This window comes from Pseudoalteromonas sp. CF6-2 (assembly GCF_021729425.1).
Classification (GTDB): Bacteria; Pseudomonadota; Gammaproteobacteria; order Enterobacterales; family Alteromonadaceae; genus Pseudoalteromonas; species Pseudoalteromonas arabiensis.
This window is the reverse complement of record NZ_CP091443.1, coordinates 754715-767288: the sequence shown is the minus strand read 5'-3', so window position 1 is coordinate 767288 and position 12574 is coordinate 754715. Positions and strand designations below refer to the sequence as shown.

Here is a 12574-nt window from a genome sequence, read left to right as displayed (position 1 = left end):
ACGTGAGTAATATTCACCCCTTATCATTGTCTTCATAGTCATTTGTGCTGCTTTAAGTTGTTATACTCGGCTCCCTAACTAATAACAAAGACAAGTAAAATGAATGAATTAATCGTGTTAATACTAGCTTGTGCGATACTCGGCAGTGGTGTTGGCTTTTTGGCAGGGCTCTTGGGGATCGGTGGTGGCTTAGTGATCGTGCCGATATTAAGTATGATACTGCTGCATTTTCAGGTGTTGCCAGCAGAGCAAGTTGTGCTGGTGGCTATTGCTACATCGCTCGCTTCAATCCTGTTTACTTCAACATCATCAGCCATTGCTCACCATAAAAATGGCAATGTGCCTTGGCAGCTTGCGCCTTGGGTTATGACAGGAGTTGCATTAGGCGCACTGATAAGTGGTTTCTTAGCAGCGTTATTACCGCAAAATGTAGTACGAATTGTGTTTGCGGTAAGTGTGGTGCTTATTGCATTAAAAATGATTTTTGGCAGTAAAAATGATGCCCAAACAGCTCGCGCATTACCAAATAAAGGGCTTTTAACGTTTTATACAACAATCACAGGCGGTTTATCTGCCATGATAGGCATTGGTGGTGGTGCCGTGTTGGTACCGCTACTCACGTTTTTCTCGGTCGATATGAAAAAAGCTATTGGCTGCGCCTCGGCGTGCGGTATTGTGATTGCCCTGTTTGGCTCAGTGGGTTACATCAGTTCGGGCAGTCAGTACTTTACGTTAAAAGAGGGCTTTGCTGGTTTTGTTTATTTACCTGCCTTGTTTGGGATTGTCTGTACTTCGTGGTTTACCGCGCCGTTAGGGGCAAAAGCGACGCATCACTTGCCAGTATCTACTATTAAAAAAATCTTTGCAGGATTGTTGGTTATTATGGCTGTGAACATGCTTACTCGGTGATAACTGAAAACGGTAAAGTGAGCCCTTAAAATATATTAACTTGGGCTTTTTTACCTTTGTGTTGATTACGAATAAACCAGCGCATAGCGCCAAGTATAAATAACACACCTACAGCTAAGCCGCTGAAAAGCCAAGTTATACGTCCAGTTAAATTAAGAAAACTACCATCATGTATAGGATGAAGCCAATTTAAAATAGTAGTGCTGGTGCCTTGTTTCTGGTAATCGAATACCTCTGAAATTTCACCTGTATGGCCGTCAATATAGACATAGCTGTGCGGAAAACGGCGCGATGGGTCACCCTTTGTTTGCACTCTAACTCGATAATAAAACGGGTTGCCGTTTGTTGCGGGTGTTTCTATCCATGCACCTCTTGAGTTAGGTAAAGTATTTAGTGCTAAACTCAATGCTGTATTGGGTTCAATGATAGTGTTATCTGCATCAGTACCATAAGGATTTACAGGAGCCTCCGCTGTGTCTATTGGCCCTGTTATTTTTATTAAAATTGCCGTTGACTCTTTAGGGAGTGCTAACATTACGCCAGTAACTGACAAAATGACTAAGGGTATTATAAAAATCAGCCCAAGCAATTTATGCCAATCGTAAAGCCTGCCGATAGGCGATGGGCGTTTTTTAAATTTAATTTGTCTTTGCCATTGCCCTCGTTTTGGCCACCATGCAAATAAGCCACTGAATAACAGGTATAAAATAGCTAAACCTGCGTAGCCTAAAAGCCAAGTTCCCGTGTTACCTAGTAGTAAAGTGAAGTGCAGGTTATACAGCCACGTCATTAAATATTGACCCCAATAATCGTGACGTAGAATTGTATTGCCATCACGTGAGAGCCATACCATTAACGGCGCAAATTCGAGATGCTGTGTTTCCGGTGGATTGTAATATCGAGCGGGAATTAGCTCTGCATTTGCCGTTACTTCAAAACGCCAACTACCTAGTTTATCAGGATATTGTTTGCGCAGGGTATTCAGTGCGTTACTAAAATTAGGCGAAGCGTTGCTCTGCAACTTGGAATGGGAGATGTTTAAGCTTTGATCAAGCTCGTCGTAAAATACTAATAACGAACCTGTTAGTGCGATAACACAAAATAATAACCCAAGGCTCAGGCCAAGCCATTTGTGTATACGGCGGTGCAGTTTTCGCCAGTTGAGCATTGAGAACCCCTTATAATTACTGGCTTTATTCAATATGCCAAGAAATATTATTTCATAAATTAATTGCGCTGGGCAATGCGACAAAATGTCACAGTCGCTCTCAAATAAGGTCAGACAAGGTTTGCTTTATTTATATAACAAAATTATTATATAAATAAATTGTTATGGAGTGACCATGAAAGTTCTCTTTTTATGTATAGAAAATTCAGCTCGTTCAATTATGGCTGAGGCATTACTTAAACATCATGGTAAAGGTGAGTTTGAAGTGTTTAGTGCAGGTACAGAACCTTATGCGGTAGACCCTCGTACGCTTGCGGCGATTGAGCATTTTGGTTTAAAAACCGATAACTTACACTCAAAGCACTTAAACGATGTAACTAATCTGCATTTTGATTACGTCATTACCTTATGTGATGACGCTACAAAAGAATGCGCCAATCGCGTCGATGGCAGCCATTGCCTTGCGTGGGACTTTGCAGATCCTAAATCTCGCTCCGAACCTCACGCTTTTGAAAAAACCTTGCAAGAGATCAATGAGCGAATTAAACAGTTTGTACAATCCCATAACAAAGAAAAGCCCGTCTCTATTTCGCCAACCACATTTTATAAAGCGCTTGCAGATGATATTCGTTTAAAAAGCTTATTACTTATCGCCGTTGAGCAAGAGGTTTGCGTGTGTGAATTAATGACGGCACTTAATGAGCAAAGCCAACCAAAGGTTTCAAGGCATTTAGCGCAGCTGAAAAAGCAGGGCATTTTGTCGGATAGAAAACACCAGCAGTGGGTGTTTTACTCTTTAAACCCGACTCTACCTATGTGGATGAAACAAACAATTACCTCGACCGTAGTAAACGAACCGAATTTTATAGAGAACGAGTTAGCAAGGCTAAATGCGATGGGAGATGATCGCCCAACCCGTGTTGCTCGCTGTTGTAATTAAACAAAGCGGTTTGCTGTTAACTGTCGGCAAACTCGGTAAACAAGTTAGACAATTTTCAAAAAGTAGGAGCTTAATAATGGCAATTAAAGTAGGCATTAATGGTTTTGGCCGTATGGGTCGTTTATCGCTAAGAGCAGCGTTTGCATGGGACGACGTTGAGTTTGTGCAAATTAATGACCCTGCGGGTGATGCAGCAACACTGGCTCACTTACTAAAATATGATTCGGTACACGGTATTTGGCCTCATGAGGTTGAAAGTAACGATAACGCAGTGATTATCGATGGTCACGAAATTAATGTCACACAAAATAAAGCAATTGCAGACACTGATTGGTCTGGCTGCGATATCGTTATTGAAGCCTCGGGCGTGATGAAAAAAAACGAGTTACTGCAAGCCTACCTTGAACAAGGTGTGAAAAAAGTTGTTGTCACTGCGCCTGTAAAAGAAGACGGCGTGTTAAACGTTGTAATGGGTGTAAACGATGATTTATACGATGTACAGCAGCACGATATTGTGACTGCGGCATCATGCACTACCAACTGTTTAGCGCCTGTGGTTAAAGTACTGCAAGAAAAAATTGGCATCAAACATGGTTCAATGACGACCATTCACGATATCACTAATACGCAAACTATCTTAGATGCGCCGCATAAAGATTTACGCCGTGCTCGCGCATGTGGCATGAGCTTAATTCCAACTACAACAGGCTCTGCAACAGCGATTACACATATTTTCCCTGAACTTAAAGGCAAATTAAACGGCCACGCGGTTCGTGTGCCTTTAGCGAATGCATCAATCACAGACTGTGTGTTTGAAGTTGAAAAGCCGACTACCGCTGAGCAAATTAACCAATGGATGCAAGAAGCCGCAGAGGGTGAGCTAAAAGGCATTTTAGGCTATGAAGAAAAGCCACTTGTTTCTATCGATTACAAAACAGATCCACGCTCAAGCATTGTTGATGCGTTATCAACTATGGTTGTGAACGAGACACAAGTTAAGCTGTATGTTTGGTACGATAACGAATGGGGTTATGCAAACCGCACTGCCGAACTTGCCCGTAAAGTTGCGTTATCATTAAAAGGTTAAAACCAATGACGCGTTTGGCTAATCTTCCCGCTGATATAAAGCAGTACTTAATTGTCACTGGGAATTACTGGGCATTTACGCTAACAGATGGCGCATTGAGGATGTTGGTGGTATTGCATTTTCATGCGCTTGGCTACTCGCCTTTGAGTATTGCCATGTTGTTTTTGTTTTATGAGATTTTTGGTGTTGTTACTAACTTAGTAGGTGGCTATTTAGGCGCAAGGCTTGGTTTAAACAAAACTATGAATATTGGCCTTGCCATACAGGTGGCGGCGTTGTTCATGCTGGCAGTCCCCCCTGACTGGTTGAGCGTTGCCTATGTGATGTTAGCGCAGGCTCTGTCGGGCATTGCAAAAGATCTCAATAAAATGAGTGCTAAAAGCTCAATTAAAATGCTGGTTGCCAGTGGCCAAGAAGGCACCTTGTTTAAATGGGTGGCGATACTAACGGGCTCTAAAAATGCATTAAAAGGTGTGGGTTTCTTTTTAGGTGGCTTACTTCTCACATTAATGTCGTTTAAAGGCGCAATGCTCGCGATGGCTGCCACTTTGCTGGTGGTGTGGTGTTTCAGTCTTTATGCACTTAAAAATGATTTAGGCAAAGCCAAAAACAAACCTAAGTTTAACGAGGTATTTTCAAAAAGCAGTTCAATCAACATTTTGTCAGCAGCAAGGTTGTTCTTGTTTGGTGCGCGTGATGTTTGGTTTGTTGTTGCACTTCCGGTGTTTTTATCGCAAGCCTTTGGCTGGGAGCACTGGACTGTGGGCGCTTTTCTAGCTACTTGGGTAATTGGTTATGGGATAGTGCAATCTTTTGCTCCTAAAATCATTAAGCTTAATAAGCAAACATCACCGAGTGCAGAAACAGTTAAGTGGGCATCATGGCTTGCTTTAGTGACTTTAGCGATTGCCCTTGCTATTGGCTTTGAGTGGGCTGTAAAACCTATGCTCATAGGCGGGTTGATGTTATTTGGTGTGTTATTCGCGATTAACTCATCTTTGCACAGTTACTTAATTGTTAGCATGGCCGATGCCGATGGCGTATCACTCGATGTCGGGTTTTATTACATGGCTAATGCTGTGGGGCGCTTGGTTGGTACAGTGCTGTCTGGTTTAGTTTTTCAGCTATATGGCTTGGCAGCGTGCTTGGCTATCTCACTGGTGTTTATTGTTTTTACCGTATTTATTTCAACTAAATTACCAAAACAAATTTAGTTTCATGCAAAGTAAGCTGCTCACCTATTTATTGTTGTCCATCATAATATATGAATGAAGGCATTGAAGCACTTGAATAAAAATTATTAATATCTATAAGTAGTAAAGTAACTTTTTATGAAGTTATGTGAGGTGTTATGTCAGCTTTCGCAAAGAAAATGGGCATGCCTGAAAAGAGGGGGATACAACTTAGTTAGATTCGATGTCCAAACACATTCAAGATTTATTTGAGAGTGTCTCAAATTAGCACTGCTTAGAGCCTTAAAATTATCAAAGAGCGACAGAAATCTCAGATTTTAATCGCTCTTTTGAAAATAAACCCTGCCAACAGCTTATTTATTAACTGAGTTCAATAATGCGTCTCGATTTAATATCGTGGCGCGATTTTTGCCATTAAAGTGAGCTACAAATTATGCTTTTTTAACGAACTTAGCTGTCACCATCATTTCACCGACACCATCAACTTTACAGTCGAGTTCGTGATCTTTTTTATCAAGCACTCGGCGGATTAACGCTTTGGTGCCGATTTTAATGACTTGTGAACTGCCTTTGATTTTTAAGTCTTTTGCAACGGTTACTTTGTCGCCATCAGCCAACAGCGTGCCGTTAGCGTCTTTTACATTGATAATGTCATCTTCATTGACCGTATCAGGATTCCACTCATGGGCGCACTCTGGGCAGATAAGATTATTTTGTTCCGGATAAACATATTCCGAATTACATTGTGGACAGGGAGGATAAGACATACACTTCACTCTTAATCATTTGATTCTTTGTAGTTTAACCGTTTTGGCAAAAGGATTCGATTGTTTGCTCATTTATGAGCGTTGATTTTTATTAAATTGATGAGTTTTGTCTAAGTTAATGTGATACAGCTTTATGAAAGGGAAATATAATAATGATACGATTTTTAGCTGCTTTGTTAGTGTTATTTTCATGTATGGCTTATGCAACGGATGCTCCTCACCGAGGAGACATTACCACCGATGAGTTACTTAAAGATTACCCTGCATTTAATAAAGAGTATGAGAGCTTTTCGCCAAGCAAAGAAGAGCTTGTAAAAATTAAAGCACTGCAAGGGAAGCAAGTATTGGTATTTTTGGGCACTTGGTGTCATGACTCAAAACGAGAAGTACCGCGCTTTTTAAAATTACTCAATGCTGCAAAGGTACAGTTAGATTCGCTGCGTTTAGTGGCGGTAGGCTATGATAAACGCGATCCCAATGGTCTGGCTAAGCAATACGATGTGCGTTATACGCCTACCATCATTGTCAGCGATGACGAAAAAGAGCTTGTGCGTATGATTGAGAAACCAAAGCAAAGTATTGCTGCTGATCTCACAATACAGGGTCAAATTTTATAAACTCCTCAATCGGTAAAGGCATTGATATTAAATACCCTTGCACATAATCAATGCGTTTATCGCTGACCAGCTCCCACTGCTCTGAACTCTCAACCCCTTCAGCGGTGATAGTCAGATTTAGTTGATGGGCTAAGTCACTCATGGTCTGTAAAAATAAACCATCGCGTGGGTTTTCAACGCAGTTACAAATAAAGGCGCGGTCTATTTTTACATTATCTAATGGGAATTGCTGAATCGAAGCGAGTGATGAGTAGCCAGTGCCAAAGTCATCAAGTGATAAGTCAAATCCAACGGCCTTGAGTTCATGCATTAAACTAATAGCATACTGCGTATTTTGAAATAGCGCTGATTCGGTAATTTCTAAATTAATTTTTTGTGTAGCAGGAAACAGCTGCGCTTTTTCACTTGTTAGTCGATTAACAAGGTGCGCATCTGAAAATTGTTTACGTGATAAGTTGATCGACATTTTTACATGGATATTGTTCGCCACAAGGCTATGGCAATCTTTTGCGACTCTTGCGACAATCCAGCGCGAAAGGAGGTTAATTAGCTCAGATTGCTCAGCAATGGCGATAAACTCCTGTGGGGATACAAAACCTCGTACAGGATGTTGCCAGCGAATAAGTGCCTCGCAGCCTATCAGTTTTCCATCTTTTGTATTTACAATAGGTTGATACACCATACTAAGTTGTTTATCGGTTGAAAGTGCATGCCTTAAGTCACTTTCTAAATCACTTTGTGCGATTAGTTTGTCTTTAAGAGACTGACTGTAAATGGTGTAGGCTTTTTTCTGTCGGTGGCATTCATTCATGGCAATTAATGTTGTGTTAATTTGCTCTGCTGCATCTAAATTCTGTAAGTGCGGATAGCCTATGCCAACATAAAAATGATAAAAATGAGCTGTACCTGCTGTTTCAATCAGCCCCGCGACACGGTGTTGTAGTTCATCGATGAGAGTTGCAAGTTCTTCGTCAAAAATTCCCTCTTTTAGCAAGAGCATAAAGCAGCCTAGTTTAATATGAGAGCAGAATGCTTGGTGTTGCTCTGCAAACTCAATTAAGCGATTGGCTAAGGCTTTTTGTAGTTCATTTGACGCCTTATATCCGTACATGTCTTCAATTTGCCTGTAGCCTTTAATTTCTAGGCAAATTAGAGTTAAACCCGAGTTATATTGGTTTTTAGAGCATAGGCTGGTGATATATTTTTCGCTGTAGTGGCGGTTTGCTAATCCCGTTATGGGATCAAAATGAGCTTGTTGATATAGTTCATGCTGTTTTTGCTTTTCAGCACTAATATCTTCTACTGTTCCCACCAAGGTTTTTGTTTTGTTATTCCACTCAGCATACTCATGAAACCAGCGTTGTTCACCATTGATTTTTATTGTGTACTCAAGCTCACTGGGGCTGGCTGGTTTTGCGTTTATAAAATTAAGAAATGCATTTTTATAGGCACTATCGATTTGGTCACATACTTGTTGAATTGGCTGCTTAGGTGACTTCGTTTTAAATAATTTAGTCGCTTGTGCAGAAAGGTGTCTCGATTCACTGTAAGGCGAAATGTGCCAACTGCCTACACCACTCAGTGTTTGGGCCTGTTTTAAGGCTAATGCTTGCTCAGAAAGCTCATTGGTTCGCTTTGTTAGCAATGACTCTAAGTTTTTTTCATGTTCGCGCAGGCGCAAAGTGATGCTAATTAAGTAACTAATTAAAGACGAAAAAGCTAAAACAATGAATGTTAAAATGCCTATCTCAGCATACGCACGATACGCAAATTCATCTTTTATCCCTACAATCCATAATTGATTTTTGACAGGTAGTGAACGTGTTTCCCATTTAGTATTATTAAACGCATGCTCTCCTAATAAAGGAATATAGTTACCATCGTTGTTTTGCCACACCTCGATAATATGGGAGTGGGATACATGTTTTAATTTTATTTTATTAATAAACTCAGGAAAGCGAAGCACTACAATGCTGAATCCCCAGAAAGAGCCTTTGTTGAATATAGGTAAGCGGGCAACTAATCCAGCCCCCCCTTGAGAAAGTTGCTTTGGGCCATCAAGCTGCATTTGCTCTGTTTGAATTGCTTTTTCTAGTGAGGGTCTTATTGAAGGGACAGCAAACAAATCACTGTTAATGACTCCTTCGTGTGTAACAAGCGGATAACTGTAAGTAATAACGCCATTTGGGGCGAGTTGGATGGTTTGACTACCGTCACTATGTTTTAGAATATGCTTGGCGAGCGTTTCAAACTGTGTCTTTGTGTAGCTGGCATCACGCATCGCATCTCTAATTAAATAAGGACCGAGCAAGGCTGTTTCTAGGTTTGTTTTTAAATAGTTTGTATAACTATCAAGAACAGACTCTTGTTCAATATGATGCATTGTTTGTCTATCGAGATAAACTTTAAACGCAATAATCGAAAATAAGCAAAAAGTCAGAATGAAAGAGATCACACTTAGTGAAGATTTGTTATTATTTCGCAAAGAGTTCGTATTCCCGATTAATAATGCAATTTAAGTATTGAGCAGGTTCTTAAAAATACTAGTTTAGGGTTGTTTTATTGTCTAGTTAGTAGACATAAAATAGGGCGTTATTGCTGTTAAAAGTACAAATATTTGTACCGAGAAACAGTAACTTGAAATTTAGAAGTGTAAAAGCAATGTACCAAAGTGTTATTAAAGCCATAGATAAAGCGAATGCTGCAGACCCTAATAAAGTGACTGTAGATGGGAAACCCTATGGCAAAGAGAGCCTGTACGCTACGCGTATGAGTGAGATGTTGCAGCGTTTTAATCCATCGGCAGATGAATTGATGTGTATCGCAGCTCACGGACAACACATTGAACGTTGGCGCTCTCCTCGAAGTGACTTTCCATTAGGAAAACAAGGCTACTATCAATGGCGTACTGCTTTATATGATTTTCATGCTGAACGTGTTACAACGTTAATGCAACAGGCAGGCTATTCGTCAGATGAATGCGAGCGTGTCTATGCGGCAGTCGCTAAAAAGAATATAAAACGTAATCCCGACAGCCAACTCATTGAAGATATCGCAAGTCTTGTGTTTATTGAACATTACATGCTTGATTTTGCAAGTAGCAAGCCTGATTACGATGAGCAAAAATGGCTGGGCATTATTCGTAAAACATGGCAAAAAATGTCAAACGAAGCACATGAATTTGTACTCGCTGGTAACATCAGCTTACCTGAGCCGCTTAAACCGCTAATTACAAAAGCGCTAAATTAATTGTAAAACAAGGATGTAAAATGTATTGCCCGCGAACAAAAGTAGCGCTTGAAGAAACAACTATTGGTGATATTAAGGTTTATTTATCCCCAACTGGCGGTGTGTTTTTTGATAATCGACAAATCTTTCATTTCAGCGACCCAAGGTTAAAGCCCGCACAAGTGCTGGTGGCTCATTTACAAACACTGCCACCTGAGTCAATAGATTTAAAAAAGCGGATTCATTGTCCTAAGTGTCCTTATGTTGTCATGATGCGGCGCTTTTTTACCCCGCTTAGAGTGGTTGAAATTGATGAGTGTCCGAACTGCGCTGCAATTTGGCTAGATAATGGGGAACTTGAAAAAATTCATGAGAATCACCTAACCCCAAAAGAGCGTGAAATGCTGCGCATCGACATGGCAAATAACAATGGCTTTATTCAAGTTAAAATCCCAAAACGGCGTCATCATATTCATGTAGAAAAGTCTGCTGCCGATGAAAACTCGAACCTACAAAAGCTCGCAGAGCTTGCGTATTTGTCTTTGTTGAATGAGTGATTACTTGTATAACCTCGGTAGTTAAACTTTAGGAAATTCATTGTTCAAAGAGCAGGGGTTTTTAAGCGTAATTAATTACTTAAAAATGGTAATTTAAATCTCTACTAGACAAATGAGGGTGCCCTCGATTGCGCGAACATAGGCATAGTGTTGAGCATCTTTTTTGGTTGGTGGGCATAAAGGCTCTGCCCCTGCGAGCACCGCTTTATCGTAGCTTTCAACTAAGTTCTTACAACTAAAACGTAGCTCAAAGCCAAGCGCAGGTTGCTTTGGATGGGCGCGAATGTAGCCTTGTTTAAAATAAGATTGGGCATATGGGTGAGTGGCAAATGCTAGTTTTACAGTGCCCGTTACGAGCTCGCCATACTCTGCATCATCACTGATATGATTGGTATTTAAAGCAAATGCTTGATAGTAAAAGTCGAGTACTTCTTCTACGTTATCGACGTAAATAACCTGACTTATAAACTCCATTTGTACACTCAAAGTGATTATTGATTCTTTAAATAAAGCATACTTTTTACGATTTTGCAGAGATAAAAAAACCTTGTAAGTGTTAATTACAAGGTTTTCATCTTAATAGATACCGTCGTTAAGATTTATTACGGTTTTCTTTTGCAAAGGCACGTATTTTACGTTTTTGCGATAGCGTTACTTTATTGGTACGGCCTGCGTATGGGTTATCGCCTTCTCTGAATTCAATTTTGATTGGCGTGCCCATAATACCTAATGCTTTACGATAGTAATTCATTAGGTAGCGCTTGTAGCTGTCTGGTAAGTCATGCACTTGGTTACCATGAATAACGATACGTGGCGGGTTATAACCACCGGCATGTGCATACTTAAGTTTAACACGACGACCACGAACGAGTGGCGGCTGGTGGTCTGCTTGTGCCATATCCATGATACGACGTAGCATCGCTGTGCTGATACGCTTAGTTGCTGACTCATACGCTTCGTCCACTGACTCAAACAAGTGACCAACACCGGTACCATGTAGCGCAGATATAAAGTGTAAACGAGCGAAGTCAATAAAACCTAAACGGCGGTCAAGTTCTGATTTAATACGCTCTTTCACGTAATCGTCAAGGCCATCCCATTTGTTTACCGCAACAACCAACGAGCGGCCCGCATTAAGAGCAAAGCCAAGTAAGCTTAAGTCTTGATCAGAAATACCTTCGCGCGCATCAACTACTAACAATACAACGTTAGCATCTTCAATTGCTTTAAGGGTTTTGATCACTGAGAACTTTTCAACTACATCGCTTACTTTCTTGCGCTTACGAACACCGGCGGTATCGATTAAGATGTACTCTTTATCGTTACGGGTCATCGGAATGTAGATAGAGTCGCGTGTTGTACCTGGCATATCGTAAACAATAACACGTTCTTCACCCAAGATACGGTTTGTTAGTGTTGACTTACCTACGTTAGGACGACCAATAATAGCGAGCTTTACAGGCTTATCGGCAAAGGCTTGCGCATTGTCTTCGCCTTCTTCATCTTCACTGTAAAGATCAACGAGTTCGTCATCGCTTTCTTCAAGCTCTTCTGTTTCACCTGCCAGTTCAGCGATCACAGGTTGTAGAGTTGTTTCAAGTAGTTGTGTGATGCCACGGCCGTGAGCCGCCGCAATATGATGAATATCACCTAAGCTTAATTGGAAAAACTCTGCACAGTAGGAGTCTGCATCAATACCATCTACCTTATTGGCAACAACAAAGCATTTTTTTTGCTGTTTACGCAAGTGATTAGCAATTGCTTGGTCTGCGGCAGTCATACCCGCGCGGGCATCAACTAAAAATAAGACGATATCAGCCTCTTCAATCGCAAGTAGCGACTGCTCAGCCATTTCAGTTTCGATACCATGTTCTGAGCCGTCGATACCGCCCGTGTCTACCACGATAAATTCATAGCCATCGTAATCAGCTTGGCCATATTTTCTATCTCGTGTTAAGCCAGGAAAGTCGGCAACGAGGGCGTCACGAGTACGTGTTAAACGGTTAAATAATGTGGATTTGCCCACATTGGGTCGCCCAACAAGAGCGATCACGGGAAGCATAAACTACCTCTTAAAAAAACAACAAAAGGCTTCGCTAAGCGAAGCC

12 protein-coding genes are annotated in these 12574 nt (G+C 40.9%); 7 read left to right on the top strand and 5 right to left on the bottom strand.

All coding sequences use genetic code 11. The features are described from left to right. Nucleotides 1–99: 99 nt before the first annotated feature. Complete coding sequence (locus L3Q70_RS20090) at nt 100–909, top strand: sulfite exporter TauE/SafE family protein (protein WP_062567723.1); 810 nt, start codon at nt 100–102, stop codon at nt 907–909. 25 nt (nt 910–934) lie between these two features. Here the strand turns inward: L3Q70_RS20090 and L3Q70_RS20085 are convergent, their stop codons facing one another. Then, a complete protein-coding gene (locus L3Q70_RS20085) occupies nt 935–2077 on the bottom strand; it encodes a PepSY-associated TM helix domain-containing protein (RefSeq protein ID WP_237115452.1) in 1143 nt (380 codons plus the stop codon). A 175-nt stretch (nt 2078–2252) separates the two neighbouring features. On the opposite strand from L3Q70_RS20085, the gene L3Q70_RS20080 reads away from it, so the two are divergent. The 3 genes from L3Q70_RS20080 to arsJ all read left to right on the top strand — a co-directional run bounded on the left by L3Q70_RS20080 (nt 2253) and on the right by arsJ (nt 5318). Beyond that, nucleotides 2253–3017: a metalloregulator ArsR/SmtB family transcription factor gene (locus tag L3Q70_RS20080; RefSeq protein ID WP_062567721.1), complete on the top strand. Its 765-nt coding sequence runs from the start codon at nt 2253–2255 to the stop codon at nt 3015–3017. A 76-nt stretch (nt 3018–3093) separates the two neighbouring features. Then, nucleotides 3094–4104, top strand: a complete 1011-nt coding sequence (locus L3Q70_RS20075) for an ArsJ-associated glyceraldehyde-3-phosphate dehydrogenase (RefSeq protein ID WP_062567720.1) — start codon at nt 3094–3096, stop codon at nt 4102–4104. Nucleotides 4105–4109: 5 nt separating this feature from the next. Beyond that, the gene (gene arsJ, locus L3Q70_RS20070; protein ID WP_062567719.1) at nt 4110–5318 is read left to right on the top strand and encodes an organoarsenical effux MFS transporter ArsJ; all 1209 of its coding nucleotides are present in this window, start codon (nt 4110–4112) and stop codon (nt 5316–5318) included. Nucleotides 5319–5728: 410 nt separating this feature from the next. Here arsJ and L3Q70_RS20065 read toward each other — a convergent pair whose 3' ends face one another. Further along, nucleotides 5729–6064, bottom strand: a complete 336-nt coding sequence (locus tag L3Q70_RS20065; protein ID WP_062567718.1) for a zinc ribbon domain-containing protein YjdM — start codon at nt 6062–6064, stop codon at nt 5729–5731. Nucleotides 6065–6216: 152 nt separating this feature from the next. On the opposite strand from L3Q70_RS20065, the gene L3Q70_RS20060 reads away from it, so the two are divergent. After that, nucleotides 6217–6681: a thioredoxin domain-containing protein gene (locus L3Q70_RS20060; RefSeq protein ID WP_062567717.1), complete on the top strand. Its 465-nt coding sequence runs from the start codon at nt 6217–6219 to the stop codon at nt 6679–6681. Here L3Q70_RS20060 and L3Q70_RS20055 read toward each other — a convergent pair. Next, a complete protein-coding gene (locus tag L3Q70_RS20055) occupies nt 6656–9064 on the bottom strand; it encodes a bifunctional diguanylate cyclase/phosphodiesterase (protein WP_062567716.1) in 2409 nt (802 codons plus the stop codon). The genes L3Q70_RS20060 and L3Q70_RS20055 overlap by 26 nt on opposite strands. A 278-nt stretch (nt 9065–9342) precedes the next feature. On the opposite strand from L3Q70_RS20055, the gene L3Q70_RS20050 reads away from it, so the two are divergent. Together L3Q70_RS20050 and L3Q70_RS20045 are read left to right on the top strand one after the other, a co-directional pair. After that, nucleotides 9343–9930: a DUF4202 domain-containing protein gene (locus tag L3Q70_RS20050; protein WP_062567715.1), complete on the top strand. Its 588-nt coding sequence runs from the start codon at nt 9343–9345 to the stop codon at nt 9928–9930. Nucleotides 9931–9950: 20 nt separating this feature from the next. Further along, nucleotides 9951–10466, top strand: coding sequence for a zf-TFIIB domain-containing protein (locus L3Q70_RS20045; RefSeq protein WP_062567714.1), 516 nt, complete (start codon nt 9951–9953; stop codon nt 10464–10466). Nucleotides 10467–10559: 93 nt separating this feature from the next. On the opposite strand, the gene L3Q70_RS20040 is transcribed toward L3Q70_RS20045, so the two are convergent. After that, nucleotides 10560–10940: a glyoxalase gene (locus L3Q70_RS20040; protein ID WP_237115451.1), complete on the bottom strand. Its 381-nt coding sequence runs from the start codon at nt 10938–10940 to the stop codon at nt 10560–10562. 118 nt (nt 10941–11058) lie between these two features. After that, on the bottom strand, nt 11059–12528 hold the full coding sequence (gene der / locus L3Q70_RS20035) for a ribosome biogenesis GTPase Der (RefSeq protein ID WP_062567712.1): 1470 nt from the start codon (nt 12526–12528) through the stop codon (nt 11059–11061). Between the last annotated feature and the right edge of the window lie 46 nt (nt 12529–12574).

What these genes read in the sequence shown, in the direction of transcription:
- L3Q70_RS20090 (WP_062567723.1), top strand. Translation starts at nt 100, where the DNA reads ATGAATGAATTAATCGTGTTAATACTAGCTTGTGCGATACTCGGCAGT.
- L3Q70_RS20085 (WP_237115452.1), bottom strand. Translation starts at nt 2,077, where the DNA reads ATGCTCAACTGGCGAAAACTGCACCGCCGTATACACAAATGGCTTGGC.
- L3Q70_RS20080 (WP_062567721.1), top strand. Translation starts at nt 2,253, where the DNA reads ATGAAAGTTCTCTTTTTATGTATAGAAAATTCAGCTCGTTCAATTATG.
- L3Q70_RS20075 (WP_062567720.1), top strand. Translation starts at nt 3,094, where the DNA reads ATGGCAATTAAAGTAGGCATTAATGGTTTTGGCCGTATGGGTCGTTTA.
- arsJ (WP_062567719.1), top strand. Translation starts at nt 4,110, where the DNA reads ATGACGCGTTTGGCTAATCTTCCCGCTGATATAAAGCAGTACTTAATT.
- L3Q70_RS20065 (WP_062567718.1), bottom strand. Translation starts at nt 6,064, where the DNA reads ATGTCTTATCCTCCCTGTCCACAATGTAATTCGGAATATGTTTATCCG.
- L3Q70_RS20060 (WP_062567717.1), top strand. Translation starts at nt 6,217, where the DNA reads ATGATACGATTTTTAGCTGCTTTGTTAGTGTTATTTTCATGTATGGCT.
- L3Q70_RS20055 (WP_062567716.1), bottom strand. Translation starts at nt 9,064, where the DNA reads ATGCATCATATTGAACAAGAGTCTGTTCTTGATAGTTATACAAACTAT.
- L3Q70_RS20050 (WP_062567715.1), top strand. Translation starts at nt 9,343, where the DNA reads ATGTACCAAAGTGTTATTAAAGCCATAGATAAAGCGAATGCTGCAGAC.
- L3Q70_RS20045 (WP_062567714.1), top strand. Translation starts at nt 9,951, where the DNA reads ATGTATTGCCCGCGAACAAAAGTAGCGCTTGAAGAAACAACTATTGGT.
- L3Q70_RS20040 (WP_237115451.1), bottom strand. Translation starts at nt 10,940, where the DNA reads ATGGAGTTTATAAGTCAGGTTATTTACGTCGATAACGTAGAAGAAGTA.
- der (WP_062567712.1), bottom strand. Translation starts at nt 12,528, where the DNA reads ATGCTTCCCGTGATCGCTCTTGTTGGGCGACCCAATGTGGGCAAATCC.